The organism is Rhizobium sp. NLR10b (assembly GCF_019685435.1).
Taxonomy (GTDB): Bacteria; Pseudomonadota; Alphaproteobacteria; order Rhizobiales; family Rhizobiaceae; genus Rhizobium.
This window is the reverse complement of sequence record NZ_JABDWV010000002.1, coordinates 122,855-144,005: the sequence shown is the minus strand read 5'-3', so window position 1 is coordinate 144,005 and position 21,151 is coordinate 122,855. Positions and strand designations below refer to the sequence as shown.

Here is a 21,151-nt window from a genome sequence, read left to right as displayed (position 1 = left end):
CTAAGATCTCAGGGGAGGCAAACCCCAAGTGTCTTCATTGAGCCTGAATGCCAGGCAGCTGGTCGAAATCGAGCTGACCCGGCTGCGTCTGCCCAGAGCGCCGGGCCGCTTCCGCCTCGGCGGCCGCCCTCGCCTGCGCATCGGCCTTGGCTTTTGCCTCCGCTGCACGTGCGGCCTCCGCCTCCGCGGCGGCCTTCTGCGCAGCCGCCTCCTGCGCCAGTCTGCGCAGCCGCTCTTCTTCCGCCTGCCGTTGCCGTTCGATTTCGGCCGCTCTGACGCGCTCGGCGTCGTTGAACCGATAGAGCGCCACTTCGCGGCGCAGCCGCTGCTTTTCGAGCACGATCGCCTGCAGCCGCTCGACGCGCCGCCGCTCGCGCTCGAAGGCGCGCAGCGACAGATAGCTGGTGATATCGGTCACGTCCATCGTCTTGCCGGGTGACGGCAGCATGCCGGAAAAGTTCAGCCTCAGCGCCGGCTCGACACCCGGAAGCGCCTCCGCGCCTGGATTGAGGCCGATGCCGACCGTCGCGCTGATCCGCTTCTCCGGCAAGGCGATCTGTGCGTCAGCGGTAACCCGGGCCAGATCGTTGGCCACGGTCACATTCTGCACCCTGAGCGTTCCGTCGGTGACGTTGAAGGGAATTCCGAGCGGCGGCAGCTTCGCCTCGCCGTTGTTGAGCAACGTCTCGACGATCGGATGCACCTTGCCGGCATTGATCTGTTCCTGCATCGGGTCGGTGGCGGCAAGCAGCGGCGGAAGGATGGCAAGGTTCAGTCCGCGTATGCTCGTGTCGCCGAGTCTCAGCTCCCCCGAACCATTGAGCGAGCTGGCGATCTCGCCAATCGTCTTTCCCGAGGCCTCCATCGACAGCGACAGGCCGAACTTGCCGTTGGCGATCGGTGCGCCATCGCGCAGCCAGATGACGCCCGCAAGATCGGAATCGGCAAGCGCCAGCTTCGTCTGCAGGAAACCGGTGCCGTCGGCATTGGTGAAGAGAAGATTACCGGAGAGCTTGCCGCCATCCCAGTTGCCGGCCATGTCGTTGAGCTGCAACTCGTCGCCCTTATAGGCGACGTTGCTGATGAAATCGGACACTGGCGTTTCCGGCAGGCCAGGCCAGAATTCCTTGGCCGACAGCTTCACCCTGACGTCCAGATCCTTGAAGGTGGGCAAGCCCAGCGGCGCCTTCGACAGCGTGCCGCTGGCGGGATCAACGATCTGGCCGAACACCGCCTCGCCGAGCCAGCCGGCATCTGCCTTGGCGAGCGTCAGCTCGCCGCTCGCCGTCGTCTTCGCAGCCTTGCGGTCGAAGGTCAGCGCACCGGAAAACGCATTGTCGGCCGCATGTCCCTTGAGATCGGACAAAACGATCTTGTCACGATCGACGGCGGCGTTGACCTGCAGGCCGAACGGCAACCCCGTTCCGGTCTGCGGCAGGGCTATGCCGTTCATGATGAGATAGGGGTCGATATCGGCGCTGTCGAGCGAGACGACGATCTGACCGTTCATGAAGCTCTCCGGCCGCACGTCAACCTTGCCCTTCGCGGTAAACGAGGTCCGGTCGGTCGCAAAGGTCAGCGCCGCATCGGCAGGATCGTTGCCAGACGCCTTCACCTTGAGCGTCAGGCGGCCATTCGCGCCGACATCGACCGGCAGCGGGTCGAGTCCGGCCTGGCCGAACAAGATTGACGGCACGGCGTTTTCGAGCGTCGCCTCGAGGCTCGTCGTGCCGTTGCCGGTCAGCGCCAGAAGATCGGACATGCGGTAATCGAGGTTGACCCGGCTGCCGTTCGAGACGCCGGCCAGTGTCACTGTCAGCGCATCACCCTCATCGCCACCGAGCGTCAGCGCGCCGCGCAACGCCGTATTGCCGTACCAGCCGGCATTGCGCACCAGCCGGTCGAGCACGGGGTGGTGTGGAAGATGCTCGCGCAGCATGGTGAAGAAGCCGCCGGGATCGGCCGATTTGAAGGTGATTTCGCCCGCACCCTTGTAGTCGAGCAGCGAGCCTTCGGCGCGGCCGGTCGCCGTCAACTCGGCGCCTGCGAGATTCTTGACCGACAGCCGGTCGACCGCAAGCGCCCCGTCCGCGATCGTGAAGGTGGTCTCGACATTCTCGGCGTCGACCCCGAAGGCGGTGAACCTGTCGGCCTTGAGCTGTGCGGCGATCTTATGGTCGAGGACATTGTCGCCGCTCTCCTGCCCGGTCGCAAGCCCGGCCAGCGCCTGCAGCGCGTCAAGATCGAGCGTATCGCCATTCAGAGCCACCGACAGGGTCGGCGTCTGGCCGGAGATCGCCTGCCGCTCCAGGCGGCCCTTCAGCGTCGCCGATCCGACGGCGATTTCGAGGTTCTCGAAACGCTGCAATTCATGAGTCAGGCTGACATTGGCGGAAAACCCCGCCTGCCGCAATTGACGGATGGCCGGGTCGACCGAGCCGGCCAGCCAGGAGGCTAGGCCCGTTGGCTGGTTAGAGGCCACCACGATCTGGCCGTTGAAAGACGGGTCTCCCTGAAGCAGGAGCTTGCCCTTGCCCTCGACCTGGGTCCGCCCCGGCAGCGTGCCGACGGCGCTATCGATCATCCAGCCCGTACCGGCCGGCTCCAGCTCCAGTTGAACATCGCGTAGCGTCGTGTCGCCGGCGACGATCGCCGGCAGCTTGACGCTTGCCTTCCCCGGCACCTGCGGGATCGGCACCTGCGCAACAATATCGATCAGAGAATTCAACCGCTGGCGCGCCGAAACCGCGGCATCCCGCGTCGTCTTGCCAGCCGCGCCCTGATTGCCGATGCGGTTCACGTCTATCTGCTGCCCGTCGGCGGTCAACAGGAATTCCGGCGCGTTGCCGGTATCGAGCGTCGCCTCCCCGGTTATCACATAGGGATCGTCCGTCGGACCGATCTCCATCCGGTATTCGGGAATGCGGATACGTTCGTTGGTAAGCTCGAAGCGCCCCTTGAGCCTCGGCGGCTGCTCGTTCTTGTTGGCCGACTTGGCGCTGTTGCCGCTTTCGATCGCCGCCGAAAGCTGGCCCTGATAGTTCGGCTTGCGGTCGACCAGCTTCAGTTCGCCGTCGAGATCGATACTGACCGGATGTTTGTCCGGCGACAGCTTCGTGCGCATGCGCAGCACGCCCCTCTCGTCCGGCTGGCTGCTCGAAATCGAGAAATTGCCATGTTCGCCGTCGAGGACCGCATCGCCCTCGACGCGCCAGGGGCCGGCGAGCGATTTGGCCGACATCTCCGCATTCAGGCCGGTGATGCGGCGCGCCCGGCCCGACTGGTCGTCGAGGAAGTCGACTTCGCCACCGCTGACATGCACATTTTCGAGAACGACTGTTTTGGCCGGTATTTCGGCGCGGCTGCCGCGCATCCAGTCGAGTGTGCCGTCCTTGAGCAATCTGAGGCGCACCTTCGGATTGACGACGCGCATATCGAAGATCAGCGCCTCGCCCGACAGGAATGGCGCAAGCTCGGCATCCATGGAAAATTGTTCGACCTTGACGATGGGCGTGCCGTCGGCCTCCTGACCGACACGCACGTCATGCAGCGTGACCGACGGAAACGGCAGCAGACGGGCATCCACCGTGCCATGGACGGTGACTTTCTTGCCAATGATGCGGCTTGCCTGATCCTCGAAGTTCTTGCGGAAATCGGTCCAGTCGATGAACAGCGGCGCAAGCAGCGCCACAAACAGCACTACGACGATCACTCCCCCCAGAAAGACGAGGAACCGGCCTACCAATGCGAGGATTCTCCATTCGGGATTGTGTTGCCGACACTGTTCAGGGTTCTGTTGTCGACACTAGCGCTATTCATGGGATGGGCAAGGCCCAAGTTCATGAGAATATTCCGTTTTCAGCCTTGGTGAAAAATCTTGCCGGGGTTGAAGATACCATCCGGATCGAGCGCCTGCTTCACCTGTCGCATCAGATCCACCGAGCCTCCGAGCTCCTGCTCTAGAAAGGCCATCTTGCCTTGTCCGATCCCGTGCTCGCCGGTGCATGTTCCGTCCATATCGAGTGCCCGGCGGTTGAGCCGCTCAACGAAGCTCTCGGCCCTGGCGATGTCTCCGGCGCTTTTGTCGTCGAACAGCAGCAGCACATGGAAGTTCCCGTCGCCGGCATGGCCGACGATAGGGCCGAGCAGCCCATGTTCCTCGATATCCGCCTGCGTTTCGGAAACGCAGTCGGCAAGCCTCGATATCGGAACACAAACATCGGTCGAAAGTGCGGCAAGCCCCGGCGCCAGCGCCCTCGCGGACCAATAGGCGTCATGACGCGCCTTCCAGAGCTTTGTCCGCTCCTCGGCATTGGCGGTCCAAAAAAACTCGCCCCCGCCGCATTCAGCCGCGATCTCAGCGAAGGCTGCCGATTGCAGCGGCACGGTCTCGTCGGTGCCGTGGAATTCGAGGAAAAGTGTCGGGCTTTCGGCATAAGACAGGCCGGAATAGGCGTTGCACGCCCGCATCTGCACAGCATCGAGCAGCTCGATGCGCGCCACCGGAATGCCCATCTGGATCGTCATGATGACGGCATCGCAAGCTGCCTTGATGCTCGGAAAGGCGCAGACGCCGCCGGCTATCTTCTGCGGGATAGCCTGCAGGCGCAGCGTCACCGAGGTCAATATGCCAAGCGTGCCTTCGGCGCCGACAAAGAGCCGCGTCAGGTCATAGCCGGCCGACGACTTGCGGGCACGCCGCGCCGTGCGGATCTCCTCACCATTGGCGGTGACTGCCGTAACGGCAAGGACATTGTCCTTCATCGTGCCGTAGCGCACGGCATTGGTGCCGGAAGCCCGCGTCGACGCCATGCCGCCGATCGAGGCATTGGCTCCGGGATCGATCGGGAAGAACAGGCCGGTATCACGCAGATGGATGTTCAGGGCCTCGCGGGTGATACCGGGTTCGACCGTGCAGTCGAGATCCTCCGGATTGACCTCAAGGACCCGGTTCATGCGGCTGAAATCGATTGAAATACCGCCGCTGACGGCATTGACCTGACCTTCCAGCGAGGAGCCGGAGCCGAAGCCGATCACTGGAGCCTTGTGCGCCGCACAGGCCCTGACCGCCATCTTCACATCGTCGGCGCTTTCGGCAAACAGAACGCCGTCGGGCAGTTGCGGCGGGATATAGGTGGTCGTATGGGCGTGTTGTTCACGGAAGGACTGGCCGGTCTGGAAGCGCTCGCCGAAGCTCTGTTTGAGAATACCGAGGACGGCGGATATCCCCGCCTCATTGCGTGTTCCAGCCCTTGCGTCCTTCAGCGCCATCCCTTTGATCTCCCTGCCATTCCGCGTAGACGAGACCGCGTCCCGGAAACTACAGCGCCGTGCGCCTGCTCAGACGCACAAGGACGCTGTACAACTTTAAAATTGCTGCGTAATTCGTCTCACATCGATTCCGAGTTTAAGGAGATATGCAGCAGGCTGGGTATGGGGCAAGTCAACGCGGCTGTCCAGTTCAGATTGGGAAAAGATTTCACTCCTCTTTTGTTGGAGACCAGGGGCTATGGACAGGCCCCGGCCGCCTCAGACGATCGGTGGATTGAGGAGCGCAAAGCCCTGCTGCCGTCGATAGGGGAAATAAGGATAAGGTGCAGTCACCGCGCTGACCTCGTCGAGTCTTTCAATCTGATTCTTCGACAGGCTCCAGCCGGCCGCGGCAAGGTTCTGCCTGAGCTGATCTTCGTTCCGGGCGCCAATGATGACGCTCGATACTGTCGGCCGGCCGAGCAGCCAGTTTATCGCGATCTGCGGTACTGTCTTGCCGGTCTCCGCTGCGATCGAATCGAGCACCGCGATGATGTCGAACAGCCTCTCATCATCGACAGGTGGGCCGTATTGAGCCGTCTCGTGCAGGCGGCTTGCGGCCGGCAGCGGCTCGCCACGGCGGATCTTGCCGGTAAGCCGCCCCCAGGCGAGCGGGCTCCAGACGAGAGCGCCGACGCCCTGGTCCGCGCCGAGCGGCATCAGTTCCCATTCATAGTCGCGGCCCGCCAACGAATAATAGACCTGATGGGCGATATAACGCGGATAGCCTTGACGCTCGGCCGCGGCCAGCGACTTCATCAACTCCCAGCCGGAAAAGTTCGAGACGCCGACATAACGGATCTTGCCTGCGGCGACGAGGCCGTCGAGCGTCGACAGCACCTCCTCGATCGGCGTCGAGGCATCGAAGGCGTGAAGCTGCAAGAGGTCGATATAGTCGGTGCCAAGCCGGCGCAGCGCATCCTCGGTCGCCCGGATCAGCCGTGCCCGCGAGGTGCCCCAGTCCTGCCGCCCCTCGCCCATCGGCAGCGCGGTCTTGGTCGAGATCAGCACGGCGTCCCGCCGGCCGCGGATCGCCTGGCCGAGCACTTCCTCGGAAGCGCCGACCGAATAGACGTCAGCCGTGTCGAAAAGATTGACGCCGGCTTCGAGGCAGATGTCGACGAGCCGCCGGGCCTCTTCGGCACCGGTATTGCCCCAGGCGCCGAACAGTGGGCCGCTGCCGCCGAACGTACCCGCGCCGAAGCTCAAAACCGGCACCCTGAGCCCGGAGGCCCCGAGTTTTCTGTACTCCATCGATCTGTCTCCTTTGTTTCCTCTGAGATAGACCCAGCCTCTCCATTGATATAGATTGCCTGATAGAACATCATCTGTGACTTGAATTCATCATGAGCCGTCAGGACATCAACCGCTCCGGCGAGATGGAAGTCTTCGTCAGCGTTGTCGAGCGCGGCGGCTTTTCAGCAGCCGCCACCGCGCGGCGCATGACGCCGTCGGCCGTGAGCAAGCTCGTCGCCCGGCTGGAGGCGCGCCTCGGCGCCCGCCTCGTTAACCGCTCGACCCGCAAGCTGCAACTGACGCCTGAGGGCTGCGCCTTCTATGAGCGCAGCATCGCCATTCTTGCCGATATCGCCGAGGCCGAACGCCAGGCTTCCTCAGGCGAACAGGCCTCGGGCCGCATCCGCATCAACACCAGCGGCTCCTTCGGCAATCATGTGCTGGCCCCGCTCGTGCCCGCCTTCCTGGCGCTTCATCCCGTCGTGACGCTCGATATCGCCCACACCGATAAGGTGGTCGATCTGATGGAAGAACGCGCCGATGTTGCGATCCGCACCGGCCCCTTGAAGAACTCCAGCCTGATCGCCCGCAAGCTCGGCGCCACCGGCAAGCTCATCGTCGCTTCACCCGATTATCTCAGGCGGCATGGCGAACCGCGCAGCGTCGCCGATCTCAGCCGTCATTGCCGGATCGGATTTTCCTACGCCCGCGCCGTAGAGGGCTGGCCGCTGCGCGAGGACAGCGAAACCGTGTCGGTGCCGATCACGCCCGGCGTGCAGGTCGCCGACGGCGAAGCCATGCGCCATCTGGCACTTGCCGGCGCAGGCCTTGCACGACTGGCCGCGTTCACGGTGCGCGCCGATATCGAAGCCGGCCGGCTGGTGCCGGTGCTGGAAGCGGCCAATCCCGGCGATATCGAGGAATTCTATGCCGTCTATATGGGCCAGGGCGGGCCGCTGCCGGCGCGCGTGCGCGCGCTGCTCGATTTCCTCGTCGAACATGTGCGTCTCTGATGAGATAACAAGGACTTGATGCGGCGGCTTGAGTCAAGTTCGCATGGCAGATCGGCCGGAAGCCAGATTTCGTAATTGACCGCACTCGAGGCAGCCGCCTATACCGAGGCCGCGCCGACCGGCCCTTCAGCCGGCCTCTCTTCGTCATGCCGGAGCTTCCTCCCATCTTCAGCCCTCAGGACTTGGCACCGGCCGGGAAACATACGGGGATTCATGCCACTCAGCCACGCACGCCGCCTGATGCGGGATGCCGGCCTGCCGAAATGGGCGCTGCTGCTCACGCTTTCCACGGCCTTCACCGTCTTTCTCGAACTCTTCGCCCTGCCCGCCTCGCTGCTGATCGGACCGATGGTTGCCGCCATCGTGCTGGCGCTGACCGTCGGCAAGGGAAAGCTTCGCGTGCCGCTTCAACCGCTGCAGTTCGGTCAGGTCCTCGTCGGTCTGATGATGGCGCGCACCATCACCCCTGATATTCTCGGCGCCATGGCGAAGGAAGCGCCGCTCTTCCTGCTGTTCGTCTTCTCGGTGATCGCCATCGCCACCGGTCTCGGCTGGCTGTTGACGCGCTGGCAGGTGCTGCCGGGCACAACGGCCGTCTGGGGCTCGTCGCCGGGCGCTGCCTCCGCCATGGTCATCATGTCGGAAGCCTATGGCGCCGATGCCCGCCTCGTCGCCTTCATGCAGTATCTGCGCGTCGTCTTCGTCGCCGTCGGCGCTTCGGGGATTTCGCGCCTCTGGGTGGCGGCCGACGGTGGCGAGCCGCCGCCGCTCGTCCTCTTTCCCGCAGTCGACTGGCCGGCCCTTGCGGCGACGCTCGCCTTTGCCGGCATTTGCACCTATGCCGTACGCCGCCTGCGCATCCAGGGCGGCATGATCATCGTTCCGCTCTTTCTCGGCGCCTTCCTGCAAGGCATCGGCCTGCTGAAGATCGAGCTGCCGATGTGGCTGCTCGCCACGGCCTATGCGCTCGTCGGCTGGAGCATCGGCCTGCGTTTCACCCGCTCGATCATCAGCCACGTGGCGCGCGCCCTGCCGCGGGTCGCCGCCTGCATCGTGCTGCTGATGGCGCTCTGCGGCTGCATGGCAGCGGCACTGCACGTCTTCGCCGGCATCGATCCGCTGACCGCCTATCTCGCCACCAGCCCCGGCGGAGCCGATTCCGTCGCCATTATCGCCGCATCAAGCGATGTCGACGTGCCCTTCGTGATGGCGATGCAGACCGGCCGTTTCTTGGTCATTCTGCTGATCGGGCCGGCGCTCGCCCGCTTCATCGCGCGCCGTTCCGGCCTTGCGGAAAATCCCGTCTGAGACTGACCCACTGGCCGGGAGTGACGCCGTACGCCTTCTTGAAATGGCGATTGAAATGCGCCTGGTCGGCAAAACCCGTCGCGGCCGCCACATCGGCAAAACCCTCGCCGGCACCCATCAGCGCCCTCGCCTGCTGCAGGCGCCGCATCAGCAAGTAACGGTGCGGGCTGGTGGCAAAGGCCGTGCGGAAATGCCGTGACAGCGTGAAGCGGTCGAGGCCGGTAATCTTCTCCAGTTCGTCCGAGCGCACCGGCCTGAGCGCATGTGCCTCCAGATAATCGCGTGCTGCCCGCACCTGCCGCCAGGCGACCGTGCCCAGTGGCCGGCGGCGCACCTGCGAATGCCGTAACAAGCCACCGGCGACGCGGCTGACGAAATCGTCGACGAAAAGCTCGTCCAGCTCCCGATCGAGTGCGCCGAGCGCTCCCAGAAGCACCTTCGCCAGCGCACTATCGGCAGTCACGGGCTGCTCGACGAAGGGAAGCCCGACCTTCTCCACCTCAAGGCATTCCATCAGCAGCGAAGGCTCCAGGTAGAGCATGCGGTAATGCAGCCCGGCCTCGGTCGCCGCGCCGCCGTCATGCTCCTCGTCGGGATGCAGCACGATCACCTGCCCCGGCAGGCTGAAGCGCCGCTCGCCGCGATATGTGAAAGTCTGAACGCCGTGCAGCGTGACACCAAGCGCATAGGTATCGTGCCGATGCGGCTCGAAGACGTTGCCGGAAAACTGCGCCTCGATACGCTCGATGCCGGGAAAGGCGGGCGCAGTCAGGATGCCGCTGCCGGCGGGCACGGCCAGCATGCCGCTGCCCACCTGCGGCTCGCACAAACGTTCAAGACCCTCGAAGACCTGCGGCGTTAGATCCTGGCTCAACGCGTTTCGATACCCTGATGAGAGAGACTGGAATGTTTGATACCAAAATTGCGATCGTCCTGCGAAACAATCTTGCTGGCTGGCAGAAGCTGAACGTCACAGCCTTCCTGTCGACAGGCATCGTCGGACAATATCCTGAGATCATCGGCGAGCCCTACAAGGACCGCGCCGGCAATCTCTACAATCCGCTATCGATCCAGCCAATCATCGTGCTTTCCGCCGACGAAGCGACGATATCGACCATCCACCGCCGCGCGCTGGAACGTGAGGTAACCTCCTCCATCTTCATCGAGGAGATGTTTGCCACCGGCCACGACGCCGCCAACCGCGCCGTCTTTGCCGAGTTTGCCCCTGACGACGCCAATGTCGTCGGCATCGCGATCAGAGCCGACAAGAAGATCGTCGACAAGATCACCAAAGGCGCGACGATGCAGCATTGATGCGATCAGCGGAAACGAAAGAGGCCGAGCGCGAGCTCGGCCTCTGTTGTCTGAAAGAGCGCCTGCTCAGCCCTGCGTGATCGGCGCGATCTGGATTTCGACGCGGCGGTTCTGGGCACGTCCAGCTTCGCTCGCGTTGGAGGCGACGGGTTGGGACGGGCCGAAACCGACGGCGGAGACGCGGCGCTGGTCGATACCTTGGCCGCCGAGATAATCGGCAACCGAAAGCGCGCGGCGCTGCGACAGGTCCTGGTTATGCTGCAAGCTGCCGGTCGAATCCGTATGGCCGTTGACGTCAATCAGCGTGCGGTTGAACTTGCGCAGCACGATCGCCACCGAATTCAGCGTCGGATAGAAGCCCGGTTTCACGGCATCCTGGTCGACGTCGAAAGTGATGTTCGAGGGCATGTTGAGGATGATGTTGTCGCCCTGGCGGGTGACGGAGATGCCGGTACCTTCGAGCTGGGCGCGAAGCTCGGCTTCCTGCTGGTCCATGTAGTTGCCGATCGCGCCGCCGGCCAGCGCGCCGATACCGGCGCCGATCAGCGCTGCGTTGCGCTTGCCATGTCCGCCGCCGCCGACGGCCACACCGACGAGAGCGCCACCGAGCGCGCCGAGCGCAGCACCGCCCGCGGTATTGGAAACTTTCTGCTCACCAGTATAGGGATCGGTCGTCGTGCAGGCGCTGAGATAGCTTGCTGCGACAGCCAGAAGTATGAATTTCTTGATCATGGACAGGACGGTCTCCGTTCAAAACTGATGCGAGCAAATGGCAAGGATTACGGCAAGAAAATGAAGATGTTCCCTTGATAGGGGAATTTCAGGCGCCGAAACAGCAGCCATGTTGCAGCAATGCGCTGATATCACCAGTTTTTATCAATAGGTGGGGCGCTAGGCTGCATCTGATATCGCGCGGAACGCCAGTGGCCGGCCCCGCCCTTCGAGGCCCCTGTGAGGCACCTCAGGATGAGGTCGGAGTCGCGGCTTGCCAACGCAAGACGCAGTGAAGAGCACAACAATTAGCCCTCATGGTGCGGAGGCCCAAGGGGCCGCCTCGAACCACGAGAGCGGTTAGCTGGATGATCAACCTTTAGAAATTCTGGAACAGCTGCCTGACCGTATCGTAGGTCGCATTAGCGATGTTCAGCGATTGCAGACCGAGCTGCTGCTGCGTCTGCAGCGCCCTGAGCCTGCTCGACTCCTCCTCCATATCGGCATCGACGAGCCGGCCGATTCCGGCGGTGACGTTGTCGTGCAGCTGCGTGGCGAAGTCGTTCTGCAGCTCAATGCGTTTTTCCAGCGCGCCGAAGGCAGATCCGACCGTCGTCAGCTGCGTCAGCGCGGCATCGACGACGCTGATCATTTCGTCGACCTGCCCTTTCGTCGTGTTTGCCGATAGCGAAATGACGACCTGCCCTGCTGTGGTCCCGTTTTTGCTGGTTATCAGCACGTAGTTCTGCGCGGTCCCGAGCTCGGTGGCGAAATAGGCCGAGGTCAGCACGCCGTATTCGCCCGAACCGGTGGCCCGGTCGTCGATCAGGTAGCGCGCATCCTTTGAGGTTGTGGCCCCGACAGGCGTATTGTCGATATGGTAGCTCAGCATGCCCACAGAGACCGTGCCGTCGGCATTGCGAATGAAGGACGCCGGAATCTGGCGCGGCTGCGTGGGCGTCGCATCATTATTGAGGATCACCCAGTTATCGCTGTTGAAGGTTGCCGATTCCGAAACGCTGCGCAGCTGCTCCTGCAACTGTTTGAGTTCTTCGTTGATCTTGTTCTTGTCGACCCCGTTCTCGGTGGCGGCGACAAGCTTGGCCTTGATCTCGGAGACGACGTCGATGACATTCTGCACACCGGTATAGGCCGTGCCCATCGTCGCAGCCGCCATACCGAGCGCGTCCTGGATCGCCGAAACGGCCTTGTTGTCGGTGCGTGCGGTGGTGGCGATCGACCAGTAGACGGCGTTGTCGGCCGCTTTGGCGACACGCATGCCTGTCGTGATGTGGTTCTGCGTGACCGTCATACTGCGATTGATATCACGCAGCACAGAGAGCGCCGCATCAACGGAAACGCGCTGATAAATACTCACGGAACTAGACTCCAAAAACACAACAGAACGCAACTGAACAGGGATGAACCTTCCACGCAGACACTCATGTCCGGGGTCGCTGGGTCTCCAGCGCATTGCCTTCAAGAAACGAAGAAGGCCACGGTTCCTGGCCACGATCATTGCCGCTTATGCTTAAAAAACGGCTAATCTTCAAAGGAAATTTATCTTATTCCGCAAGACTTCATACACCATAAGAAACGCCGCCGAAGGCAATCCGGCGGCGTGTTCAATGCGGATGGAAGGCTTATTCGGCGGCCTGCAGCTGCTCCTCGCCGGGTGCCGCAAGCGGCCTTGTCGCGACCGACATCTCCTCGTGCAGGCGCGCCTCCTCATGCGCATGCGGTTTGGCGAAGCGGGCAAGCAGGAGATAGGCGACCGGTGTGATGAACAGCGTCACCAACGTGGCGAAACCGAGGCCGCCGACGATCACCCAGCCGAGCGCCACGCGCGCTTCCGCACCCGCGCCATGGGCAAAGACCAGCGGCACGCCGCCGAGAATGGTGGCGATCATCGTCATCATCACCGGGCGAAGGCGCAGCGCGCAGGCCTTTTCGATCGAGGAGCGCACGTCCTCGCCCCTGTCGCGCAGCTGATTGGCGAATTCGACGATCAGGATGCCGTTCTTCGCCATCACGCCGACGAGCAGCACCAGGCCGATCTGGCTGTAGATATTCAGGCTGGAGCCGGTGATGATCAAAGCGAAGACGGCGCAGGCAAGGCCGAGCGGCACGGTCGACATGATGATCACCGAGGAGAGCACGCTTTCGAACTGGGCGGCGAGAACCAGGAAGATGATGACGATGGCAAAGCCGAAGGTCAGCGCCATGCCGCTCGAATTCTCTTCCAGCGTCGCGGCTTCCGCAAGCGGCAGTAGACGCGCGCCGGGCGGCAGCAGGGGTTCCGCAAGTTCCGTCACCTGTCTGACTGCATCGCCGAGCGACATGCCGTTCCTGAGGCCGGCGGTGATCGCGACCGAGGCGAGCTGCTGCTCGCGGTTCAGCTGCGGCGCGACCGAACCTTCCTTCATCGTGGCAATGACGGACATCGGCACGATCTTGCCGTCGCTGGTTTTCAGGAACACGTTTTCGAGATCCGTGGGATCATCGATCGGCCGCGTCGTCGAAGTCAAAAGCACGGGATAGGATTCGCCGTCGACGAAGACGTCGACCACCGAGCGCCCTTCGAGCAGCGACTGGATCGCCGTCGAAAGCCCTGATATGTCGATGCCGAGATCGGACGCGCGCTCGCGGTCGATCGCCACCGATACCTGCGCCTGGCTGGGCTCGTTGGTCAGCCGCGGCGTATCGTATTGGCCGGTGGCATCGAGCGCCTGCACCAGCTTGGCGGCCGCCGCCGTCAGCGCCTCGTGATCGTTACCAACAAGCGCCATTTGCACGCCGCTGCCGGCGCCGCGGATGCGCAGGCTGTTGGAGGAAATGGCGTTGCCGCGCAGCGCCGGCACCTTCGCCGCCGCCTGGTTGATGTCGCCGACGATCTCCGCCTGCGTCCTCTGCCGCTCTCCCCAAGGGGCAAGCGTCAGCACCATGAAGCCGCTGTTCAGCGAGCCGCCCTGACCGGAGATCGAGAAGACATTGCGGATGTCACCGCTGTCGACCAGCGGCTGCAGATATTCCTCGACGAGCTGCATCTTGTCTCGGGTATACTCCAGGCTCGATCCCTGCGGCGTCGTCAGCCGCATAATCACCAGCGACCGGTCCTCTTCCGGGGTCAGTTCACTCTTGACCGTCGAGAAGGCGATGAGTGCCGCGCCGGCAAAAATCATCGAGACCAGGATAACGACGAAGGGCGCATTGAGGCATCCGTGCAGCGCCCATTTATAGCAACGGGCGAGCGCGCCGCCGAAACGGCCGAGGGCGCCGTGATCTTCAATCATCGGCTTCGTCAACATGCGCGAGGCAAGCATCGGGCACAATGTCAGCGCCACGATCGACGACAGTCCGACCGAGAAGGCGAGCACGAAGCCGAATTCGCGGAAGAGACCGCCGACCTGCCCTGGCAGGAAGGAGAGCGGGATGAAGACGGCCGCGAGCGTCGCCGTCGTGGCGATAACGGCGAAGAATACCTCGCGCGTGCCGAGCACGGCGGCCGCACGCGGCCCCATGCCCTCGGCGCGCCGGCGCACGATGTTTTCGAGCACCACGATCGCGTCGTCGACGACGAGGCCGGTGGCGAGCACGATGGCGAGCAGCGTCAGGATGTTGATCGAGAATCCGACCATGTAGATCGCGGCCAGAGTCCCGATCAGCGCCACCGGCATGCTGACGGCCGGGATCAGCGTCGCCCGCCAGTCGCGCAGGAAGAGATAGATGACGGCGGTGACAATGACGGCGGCGAGCACCAGCGCCAGCACCACCTCATGGATTGCGCCCTGGATGAAGACGGCGTCGTCGCTAGTGATAGCGATCGTCGTTCCCTCAGGCAGCGTCTTCGACAGCTGCTCGACGGCAGCCTTGATGCCGGTCGAGATATTCAGCGTATTCGACTGCGCCTGGCGGATGATGCCAAGGCCGATGCCCGCCTTGCCGTTTGAACGCAGCGCCGTATCGCCGTCGCGGGGCCCGAGCGTCACGGTCGCCACGTCGCCCAACCGGACGCGGTCCTGCAGCATAACATTGGAAAAATCCGCCGGCGTCTGCAGGTTGGCGGTAGCGCGCACGACGATATCCTGCGTCGTGCTCTTCAGCGAGCCGGCGGGAACGTCGAGCGCGGCATTGTCCAGCGCCTTCGTCATGTCGCCGATCGTCAGCCCGCGGCTGGCAAGCGCTCCCTGATCGACATCGACGCGGAATACCTTTTCCTGTTCGCCATATTCCTCGACATCGGCGACGCCGTCGACGGAGGCGAGGCGATCGATCACCTCGTTCTCGACCAGTTGCGTCAGGTCGTCCATGTTGAGCTTGGTCGAGGTGACGGCAAGGCGCATGATCGCCGAGGAATCTGAATCCGCCTTGACGATCTGCGGCGCATCCGCCTCGTCGGGCAGGTTCTGGGTGATGCGGCCGATTGCATCGCGCACGTCGTTGGCGGCGACCGCGAGATCGATCGCATCGGAGAATTCGAGCGTTACCCGGCTCTGGCCGAACGAAGAAGTAGACGAGATCGATTTCAGGCCGCTGACGCGGGCGGCGGCGCCTTCGATCACCTTGGTCAGTTCCTGGTCAATCGTCTGCGGCGAAGCGCCGTCGAAGGTGGTGCGTACCGTGACAACGGGACGGTCGACATCCGGCAGCTCTCGCACTTCGACGCCGACATAGGCTGCAAGGCCGGCGACGACCATTAGCGTGTTGAACACCAGCGCCAGGATCGGCCGGCGAACGAAAAGCGCGGTGAAGCTCTGCTTGCCCGACGCTCGGTCCTGAGGCATCTCGGTCACGCTCATTGGGTCGCGACCTCCCCGCTCGCGGCGATATCGGCGGAAACACGGACCGCGCCGCCCTCACGCACGCGCTGCAGGCCCTGCGTCACGATCTTATCGCCGTCCTTGAGATCGGCCTTGACGAGAATGAAGTCGGGATTGCGCTGCACGATTCTCACCCGCACCTTGTGCGACTTGTCGTCCGTCACCTGCCACACGAAAGATCCTTGCGAATCCCACTGCACGGATTGCGGATCGACCGCCGGGTATTTGTCGCCGGGAAATTTCATGCTGACGCTGAAGGACATGCCGGCGCGCAGCTCGTCGGAAGAGTTGTCGATCCGGGCGCGCAGGCGCAGCGTGCGGCTTGCCGCGTCGATACGGTTGTCGATCGCCTCTATCACGCCCGAAAACACCTGCCCAGGCTTTGCCACCGACATCGCCTCCACCGGCTGGCCGACTGCAACCGTATTGGAAAAACGCTCCGGCACCCAAAAGTCGACGAGGATTTCCGATCGGTCGTCCAATGTGACGATCGGCGTTGATGTCGTGACATTATCGCCGATATTGACCGGCACGATGCCGACGATGCCGTCAATCGGCGCCGTGATGTTGCGCCGGGCGAGATTGAGCTCGGCGGCCTGCAGCTGCAGCCGCGCGCCCTGCTCGGCGATCTCGGAATCGAAGACGTCCATGCGCGACACGCTGGATTTGATGTTGTGGTAGAGATTGGACTTCTCGACGGCGGCTTTCACCGCCACATCCGCCTGGCCACGGGCGATCACCTGCTCCTCGCTGTCCAGCTTGGCGAGAACCTGCCCCGCCTTCACCCTGTCGCCCGACTTGATGAGTATTTCGCGGATCGTGCCCGTGGCCTGCGGCGTCACCGCGACCGAGCGGATCGCATCCCCCGTGCCGATGGCGTTCAGCCGGTCGTTGACGACGCCTTGAACGACGGCCTGCGTCGCGACGAGAATGGCGCTGTTGCGCCCGCCGCCGCTGCGGTGGTTCTGTCCCTGTCCCGGCCCTTGGCCCCGTTGCCCCTGCCCCCCGCCGGAAGCACCGGCATCAGCTGTTTCAGGAGCTTTAGGCGCGATCATGGAAACGAGGCTATCCGGAATGCCTGCATCGCGCATCTTGTCGCCGGCGCCGGGCGCAAGGAAAACCCACGCGGCAAAACCGGCAATGATGACGATGAGCGAAAGTACAAACTGCTTCCAAAAGGCCATTCACGTCTCCGGAGGGACTCGAGGTTGGACCAGGGTCGGTCGAAAGAGGCGCTGCGCGATCGGCATCCCGGAGATCTAATCCCCAAGGATCGAGATTCCCGGCTGGTGCGACAATATCGCGCTTTTGCAGCTTAACGGCAAGCATAAGCACCCGGCATTACCGATTTGTAATATCAGCAAAGATTGGAAATAATCCGGCCGCTCACTTTTGCTTGAACGAAGCTCGCAAACGTCTTCTCGCCGGCTCTGTCGGTACGGGATATCCAGCAAAACCAGTGAAGAGCAATGTCTATCGGCGCATCGACCACCGCAGGCCGATCGTCGCTGCGATCCCCAGTATCGGCCACACCGCCCAGAAGGTCCCGCTCCAGGTGAAGAGGTTGATGCCGATGATGCCGAGCGCGACGATCGCGAGCGTGGCAAACTTGCGATCGAACCAGGTCTGGCCGCGATTCCAGGCAAGCGCCGCCACCACGGCAAGCGCCAGCACGGGAAACCGCGCCCAGAAAACGCCCTCCCACGACAGGAGATTGATGGCGATCAGCATCACGGCGATGACGCCGAGCACGGCAAACAGCTTCCGTCCGCCAGGCGCCGGCCTTGCCTCCGTCATGACGGCGGCCGCTGGCTGCGGCCGGGCGGCGGCCGCTGGCTGCGGCCGGGCGGCGACGGGTCGTTCGGCAGGCGGGGCCTCGTCGCTTCCGTCGCCGATTCTCACCGCATAGCTCGGCACGCCCTCTTCGACGTTCTTCACCATCAGCGGCCCGAGAAACTCGAAACCGACCGCCACCTTGTTGCGCACCTGGTCGTAGACGGTGCTCGATATCACGATGCCGCCGGGGGCGGCCGAGGCCTGCAGCCGCGCGGCGATATTGACACCGTCGCCATAGATGTCATCGCCCTCGACGATCACGTCGCCGAGATTGATGCCGATGCGGAAGAGCATGCGCCCGTCGCTTGGGCGGCGGGCATTGAAGCCGGCAAGTTCGTTCTGCGTATCGACGGCGGCGCGCACCGCCTCGACCACGCTCGGAAACTCGGCGATCAACCCGTCGCCCCAGGTGTTGACGACACGGCCGCCATGGCTTTCGATGAGGTGTGCCATCGCCTCGCGGCAGCGCTTCAGCGTCGCGAGCGTCCCCTCCTCGTCGGCTCCCATCAGCCGCGTATAGTCCTGCACGTCAGCACAGAAGATCGTCGTCAGCTTCCGCCGGGTTTCGCTCATGGTCACTCGCCTTTGCGCTATCGGCCCCGAAAGGTCGCTGCAAGGTGGAATTGGGTTGAGTGGAGACCAATATGAACGATTGCAGCGGCGGTAAATTACGCAGCCTTTGTGTTTGTTGCCATCGATAATTGCAGATCGCCGCCGGATGCGGACGAATGGATGGACGCGCACGACGCGCGTTAGCCCGGCGCGCCGCAAGAAACCCAGATCATTGAACGATCTTGCGCGGGCTCGCCGTATGTTCTTTCGCCACGGTGCTCGAACCGTCGATTTCCTGAAGCAACACATCGTAGCCCCAGAGATCGGCGAGATGTTGAAGAACGAGCTTCGTGTCACCTTCCTGCAGATAGCAGCCGTTCATGACGATATGCTGCAGCAGCAGTCGCCGGTCGCCGGCGAGATCGACATCGACGATATCGATTGCCGGATCGGTCCAGCCGATATCGTATTCGCGGGAGAGCTGGCGGCGGATGCGCAGATAGCCACGCTCATTGTGAATTGCCGAGACCAGCACACCTTCGGTCTGTTCCGGGTCGTCGTAGAGATGGAACAGCCGCAACCGCCGGATCAGGTTCGGGCTCAGGAACTGACTGATGAAACTTTCGTCCCGATAATTTGCCCAAACGTCGCGCAGGACCCCCATCGCGTCGCCTCGTCCCGCAATATCGGGAAACCATGCCCGGTCCTCTTCCGTCGGCTTCGTGACGACCCTCTCGATGTCCTGCATCATCGCAAAACCAAGCGCATAGGGATTGAAGCCCGAGAACCGCCGATCGTCGTAGTTTGGCTGGAAGACGACATTGGCGTGGGACTTCAGGAATTCGAGGAAGTTCCCGTCGCTGATCTGCCCCCGCTCGTGAAGCCGGTTCATGATCTGGTAATGGACAAAGGTGGCGGTTCCCTCATTCATCACCTTAGTCTGCCGCTGGGGGTGGAAATATTGCGCGACGTGGCGGACGATGCGAAGGATCTCGCGCTGCCACGGCTGCAGCCGGGGCGCGGATTTCTCAAGAAAATAGAGGATGTTATCCTGCGGGAGACCGAGCGCGGCACGGCGCTTCTCCAAGCCGATGTCACCCGCCTTCTTCGCCTTGCCGACGGGAACCGTGCGCCACAGGTCGTTGAACATCTGCTCTTCGTGGGCGCGACGCTCCTGCTGCCGCTTCTCCTCCTGGCGAAGGTCGATTGTGGTCTTGCCGGCATATCGATGCACCCCATGCGACATCAGCGCATGCGCCGCATCGAGCGTTCTTTCGACGGCCGTCTCGCCGTAACGCTCTTCGCAGCGGGTGATATAACCCTTGGCGAAATCAAGGTAATCGAGAATTCCCTCGGCATCGGTCCAGAGCTTGAAGAGATAATTGTTCTTGAAGAAGTGATTATGGCCGAAGGCCGCATGGGCGATGACGAGCGTCTGCATCGTCGCCGTGTTTTCCTCCATCAGATATGAGATGCAGGGAGAACTGTTGATGACGATCTCATAGGCAAGGTCGCGCATCCCGCGGCGGTAGAAGGTTTCATGATGCGCAAAGTGTTTTCCGAAGGACCAATGGCGGTAAAACAGCGGCATGCCGGTCGAGGAATAGGCATCCAGCATCTGCTCCGAGGTGATGACTTCGATCTGGTTCGGATAGACATCGAGACCGAGCTCGCCGAGCGCGATCTCCTCGCACGCATCATGGATGCGCTGCAGCGTTGCAAAGTCCCAGTCGGCTCCCTCGAATAAGAGCCGCTCTCTTGGCCTCACCGTCATGGTCATGGCGTCACCTTCGACTGTGCCTCACGTTTCTGGAAGAGATCGTGGAAAACAGGGAATATTTCGCTTCGCCGGCAGACCTTGCGCATCGAAAGCGGCAGCGGTTCGGAACGGATCCCGTCATAGAGCATCCAGAGGGGCGACCGCGACACTGAAGAATCGCCGCCTTCCTCGCCGACTTCGATATAGGCGAAATACTGGCACAGCGGCAAAATCTCGCGCAGCAGCTGCCCGGTCAGATTTCCGTCCGAATGGGCGTTGTCGCCGTCCGAGGCTTGGGCGCCATAGATATTCCACTCCGCCGGATCGAAACGCGCCGCGATGATCGCCCGCATAGCGGCAAGCGCGCTCGACACCAGCGTGCCGCCCGTCGCAGGACCGTAGAAGAAGGTTTCTTCGTCGACCTCCTCTGCCCTGTCAGTATGGCGGATGAAGACGATTTCCACTTTCTTGTAGCGTTTCGACAGGAAAAGGTAGAGCAGCAGGTAGAACCGCTTGGCAAGGTCCTTCATGTGCTCCGACATGGAGCCCGAGACGTCCATCAGGCAGAACATCACCGCTTTGGCGACAGGCTTCGGCTCGTTTTCGAAGCGGCGATAACGCACGTCGAGCGGATCGATATAGGGAATGCGCCGGCTTTTTTCCGTCAGGGATTTGAGTTTTGCCTCAAGCGTCACGCGGGTCTCGTCGTCCTCGCATTCCTCGATCTGCCGCTGCAGGGCTTCGATTTCTTCGCGGCGCGGGCGGCCAAGCGCAACGCGGCGCATCATCGCCAGCTTCGTGGTGCGACCGACGGCAATGTTGGCGGGGGATCCCGATACGGAATAACCGGCCCGAAACGGAGTTTCTTCCTCCGTTTCGGCTAGACGCCGCTTGGCAAGGTCTGGCAATTCAAGATCATCGAGGAACACATCGAGGAATTCCTCCCGCGTCAGCACGAAGCGGAAGCCGTCCTCACCGTCGCCTTCGCCTGCATCTTTTGGTTTTCCGCCCTTTCCACCCGGCGGCCGCGGAATGATGTCCCCTTCGACGAAAGCCCGGTTCCCGGGCAGGATGTGATCGGCGATGCCGCCTTCGCCCCGTCGAAAGCTTGGTTCGGCCATTCCATCGATCGGCAGGCTGATCTCCCCACCGTCGAGCACGTCTCGAATGTTTCGATTTTGCAGCGAACGTTTCACCGCCTGCTGCACGGCTCCCTTCATGCGTCGAAGGAACCGCTGACGATTTTCCAGACTTTTACCGCGCGGATTTAGCCGCCGGTCGACAATGTGCAT

At 62.7% G+C, this 21,151-nt stretch carries 14 protein-coding genes; 3 read left to right on the top strand and 11 right to left on the bottom strand.

Going from position 1 to position 21,151, the window contains the following annotated elements; all coding sequences use genetic code 11:
- Positions 1–34: 34 nt before the first annotated feature.
- From HJB91_RS03095 to HJB91_RS03085, 3 genes are all read right to left on the bottom strand, one after another.
- Entirely contained in the window at positions 35–3,745 is a 3,711-nt protein-coding gene (locus HJB91_RS03095) for an AsmA family protein (protein ID WP_221122670.1), read from the bottom strand.
- Between the two features lie 113 nt (positions 3,746–3,858).
- On the bottom strand, positions 3,859–5,271 hold the full coding sequence (locus HJB91_RS03090; RefSeq protein ID WP_221153431.1) for an FAD-binding oxidoreductase: 1,413 nt from the start codon (positions 5,269–5,271) through the stop codon (positions 3,859–3,861).
- A 258-nt stretch (positions 5,272–5,529) separates the two neighbouring features.
- Complete coding sequence (locus HJB91_RS03085) at positions 5,530–6,564, bottom strand: aldo/keto reductase (RefSeq protein ID WP_221145515.1); 1,035 nt, start codon at positions 6,562–6,564, stop codon at positions 5,530–5,532.
- A 92-nt stretch (positions 6,565–6,656) separates the two neighbouring features.
- Between HJB91_RS03085 and HJB91_RS03080 the strand changes: the two genes are divergently transcribed.
- Together HJB91_RS03080 and HJB91_RS03075 are read left to right on the top strand one after the other, a co-directional pair.
- Complete coding sequence (locus tag HJB91_RS03080; protein ID WP_210630650.1) at positions 6,657–7,559, top strand: LysR family transcriptional regulator; 903 nt, start codon at positions 6,657–6,659, stop codon at positions 7,557–7,559.
- 213 nt (positions 7,560–7,772) lie between these two features.
- Positions 7,773–8,867 carry an AbrB family transcriptional regulator gene (locus tag HJB91_RS03075; RefSeq protein ID WP_221153430.1) on the top strand — a complete coding sequence of 365 codons (1,095 nt, stop codon included), beginning with the start codon at positions 7,773–7,775 and terminating at the stop codon, positions 8,865–8,867.
- Here HJB91_RS03075 and HJB91_RS03070 read toward each other — a convergent pair.
- On the bottom strand, positions 8,827–9,741 hold the full coding sequence (locus HJB91_RS03070; protein ID WP_210630648.1) for an AraC family transcriptional regulator: 915 nt from the start codon (positions 9,739–9,741) through the stop codon (positions 8,827–8,829). The genes HJB91_RS03075 and HJB91_RS03070 overlap by 41 nt on opposite strands.
- 32 nt (positions 9,742–9,773) lie before the next feature.
- Between HJB91_RS03070 and HJB91_RS03065 the strand changes: the two genes are divergently transcribed.
- Positions 9,774–10,181 (top strand): DUF2000 family protein, encoded by a 408-nt coding sequence (locus tag HJB91_RS03065; protein WP_210630647.1) that lies wholly within the window; start codon positions 9,774–9,776, stop codon positions 10,179–10,181.
- 66 nt (positions 10,182–10,247) lie between these two features.
- Here the strand turns inward: HJB91_RS03065 and HJB91_RS03060 are convergent, their stop codons facing one another.
- From HJB91_RS03060 to HJB91_RS03030, 7 genes are all read right to left on the bottom strand, one after another.
- Positions 10,248–10,913: an OmpA family protein gene (locus HJB91_RS03060; protein ID WP_064694663.1), complete on the bottom strand. Its 666-nt coding sequence runs from the start codon at positions 10,911–10,913 to the stop codon at positions 10,248–10,250.
- Positions 10,914–11,271: 358 nt separating this feature from the next.
- Entirely contained in the window at positions 11,272–12,270 is a 999-nt protein-coding gene (locus HJB91_RS03055) for a flagellin (protein ID WP_210630646.1), read from the bottom strand.
- Between the two features lie 265 nt (positions 12,271–12,535).
- The gene (locus HJB91_RS03050; protein WP_221153429.1) at positions 12,536–15,691 is read right to left on the bottom strand and encodes an efflux RND transporter permease subunit; all 3,156 of its coding nucleotides are present in this window, start codon (positions 15,689–15,691) and stop codon (positions 12,536–12,538) included.
- Positions 15,688–16,896 carry an efflux RND transporter periplasmic adaptor subunit gene (locus tag HJB91_RS03045; protein WP_221122667.1) on the bottom strand — a complete coding sequence of 403 codons (1,209 nt, stop codon included), beginning with the start codon at positions 16,894–16,896 and terminating at the stop codon, positions 15,688–15,690. Before HJB91_RS03045 ends, HJB91_RS03050 begins: the two co-directional genes overlap by 4 nt.
- A 289-nt stretch (positions 16,897–17,185) precedes the next feature.
- Entirely contained in the window at positions 17,186–18,121 is a 936-nt protein-coding gene (locus HJB91_RS03040) for an adenylate/guanylate cyclase domain-containing protein (RefSeq protein ID WP_221153428.1), read from the bottom strand.
- Positions 18,122–18,329: 208 nt separating this feature from the next.
- Positions 18,330–19,880 carry a SpoVR family protein gene (locus HJB91_RS03035; protein WP_210630642.1) on the bottom strand — a complete coding sequence of 517 codons (1,551 nt, stop codon included), beginning with the start codon at positions 19,878–19,880 and terminating at the stop codon, positions 18,330–18,332.
- Positions 19,877–21,151, bottom strand: coding sequence for a YeaH/YhbH family protein (locus tag HJB91_RS03030; RefSeq protein ID WP_210630641.1), 1,275 nt, complete (start codon positions 21,149–21,151; stop codon positions 19,877–19,879). The genes HJB91_RS03035 and HJB91_RS03030 overlap by 4 nt, the downstream gene beginning before the upstream one ends.

What these genes read in the sequence shown, in the direction of transcription:
- HJB91_RS03090 (WP_221153431.1), bottom strand. Translation starts at nt 5,271, where the DNA reads ATGGCGCTGAAGGACGCAAGGGCTGGAACACGCAATGAGGCGGGGATA.
- HJB91_RS03085 (WP_221145515.1), bottom strand. Translation starts at nt 6,564, where the DNA reads ATGGAGTACAGAAAACTCGGGGCCTCCGGGCTCAGGGTGCCGGTTTTG.
- HJB91_RS03080 (WP_210630650.1), top strand. Translation starts at nt 6,657, where the DNA reads ATGAGCCGTCAGGACATCAACCGCTCCGGCGAGATGGAAGTCTTCGTC.
- HJB91_RS03075 (WP_221153430.1), top strand. Translation starts at nt 7,773, where the DNA reads ATGCCACTCAGCCACGCACGCCGCCTGATGCGGGATGCCGGCCTGCCG.
- HJB91_RS03065 (WP_210630647.1), top strand. Translation starts at nt 9,774, where the DNA reads ATGTTTGATACCAAAATTGCGATCGTCCTGCGAAACAATCTTGCTGGC.
- HJB91_RS03060 (WP_064694663.1), bottom strand. Translation starts at nt 10,913, where the DNA reads ATGATCAAGAAATTCATACTTCTGGCTGTCGCAGCAAGCTATCTCAGC.
- HJB91_RS03050 (WP_221153429.1), bottom strand. Translation starts at nt 15,691, where the DNA reads ATGAGCGTGACCGAGATGCCTCAGGACCGAGCGTCGGGCAAGCAGAGC.
- HJB91_RS03045 (WP_221122667.1), bottom strand. Translation starts at nt 16,896, where the DNA reads ATGGCCTTTTGGAAGCAGTTTGTACTTTCGCTCATCGTCATCATTGCC.
- HJB91_RS03040 (WP_221153428.1), bottom strand. Translation starts at nt 18,121, where the DNA reads ATGAGCGAAACCCGGCGGAAGCTGACGACGATCTTCTGTGCTGACGTG.
- HJB91_RS03035 (WP_210630642.1), bottom strand. Translation starts at nt 19,880, where the DNA reads ATGACCATGACGGTGAGGCCAAGAGAGCGGCTCTTATTCGAGGGAGCC.
- HJB91_RS03030 (WP_210630641.1), bottom strand. Translation starts at nt 21,151, where the DNA reads ATGCACATTGTCGACCGGCGGCTAAATCCGCGCGGTAAAAGTCTGGAA.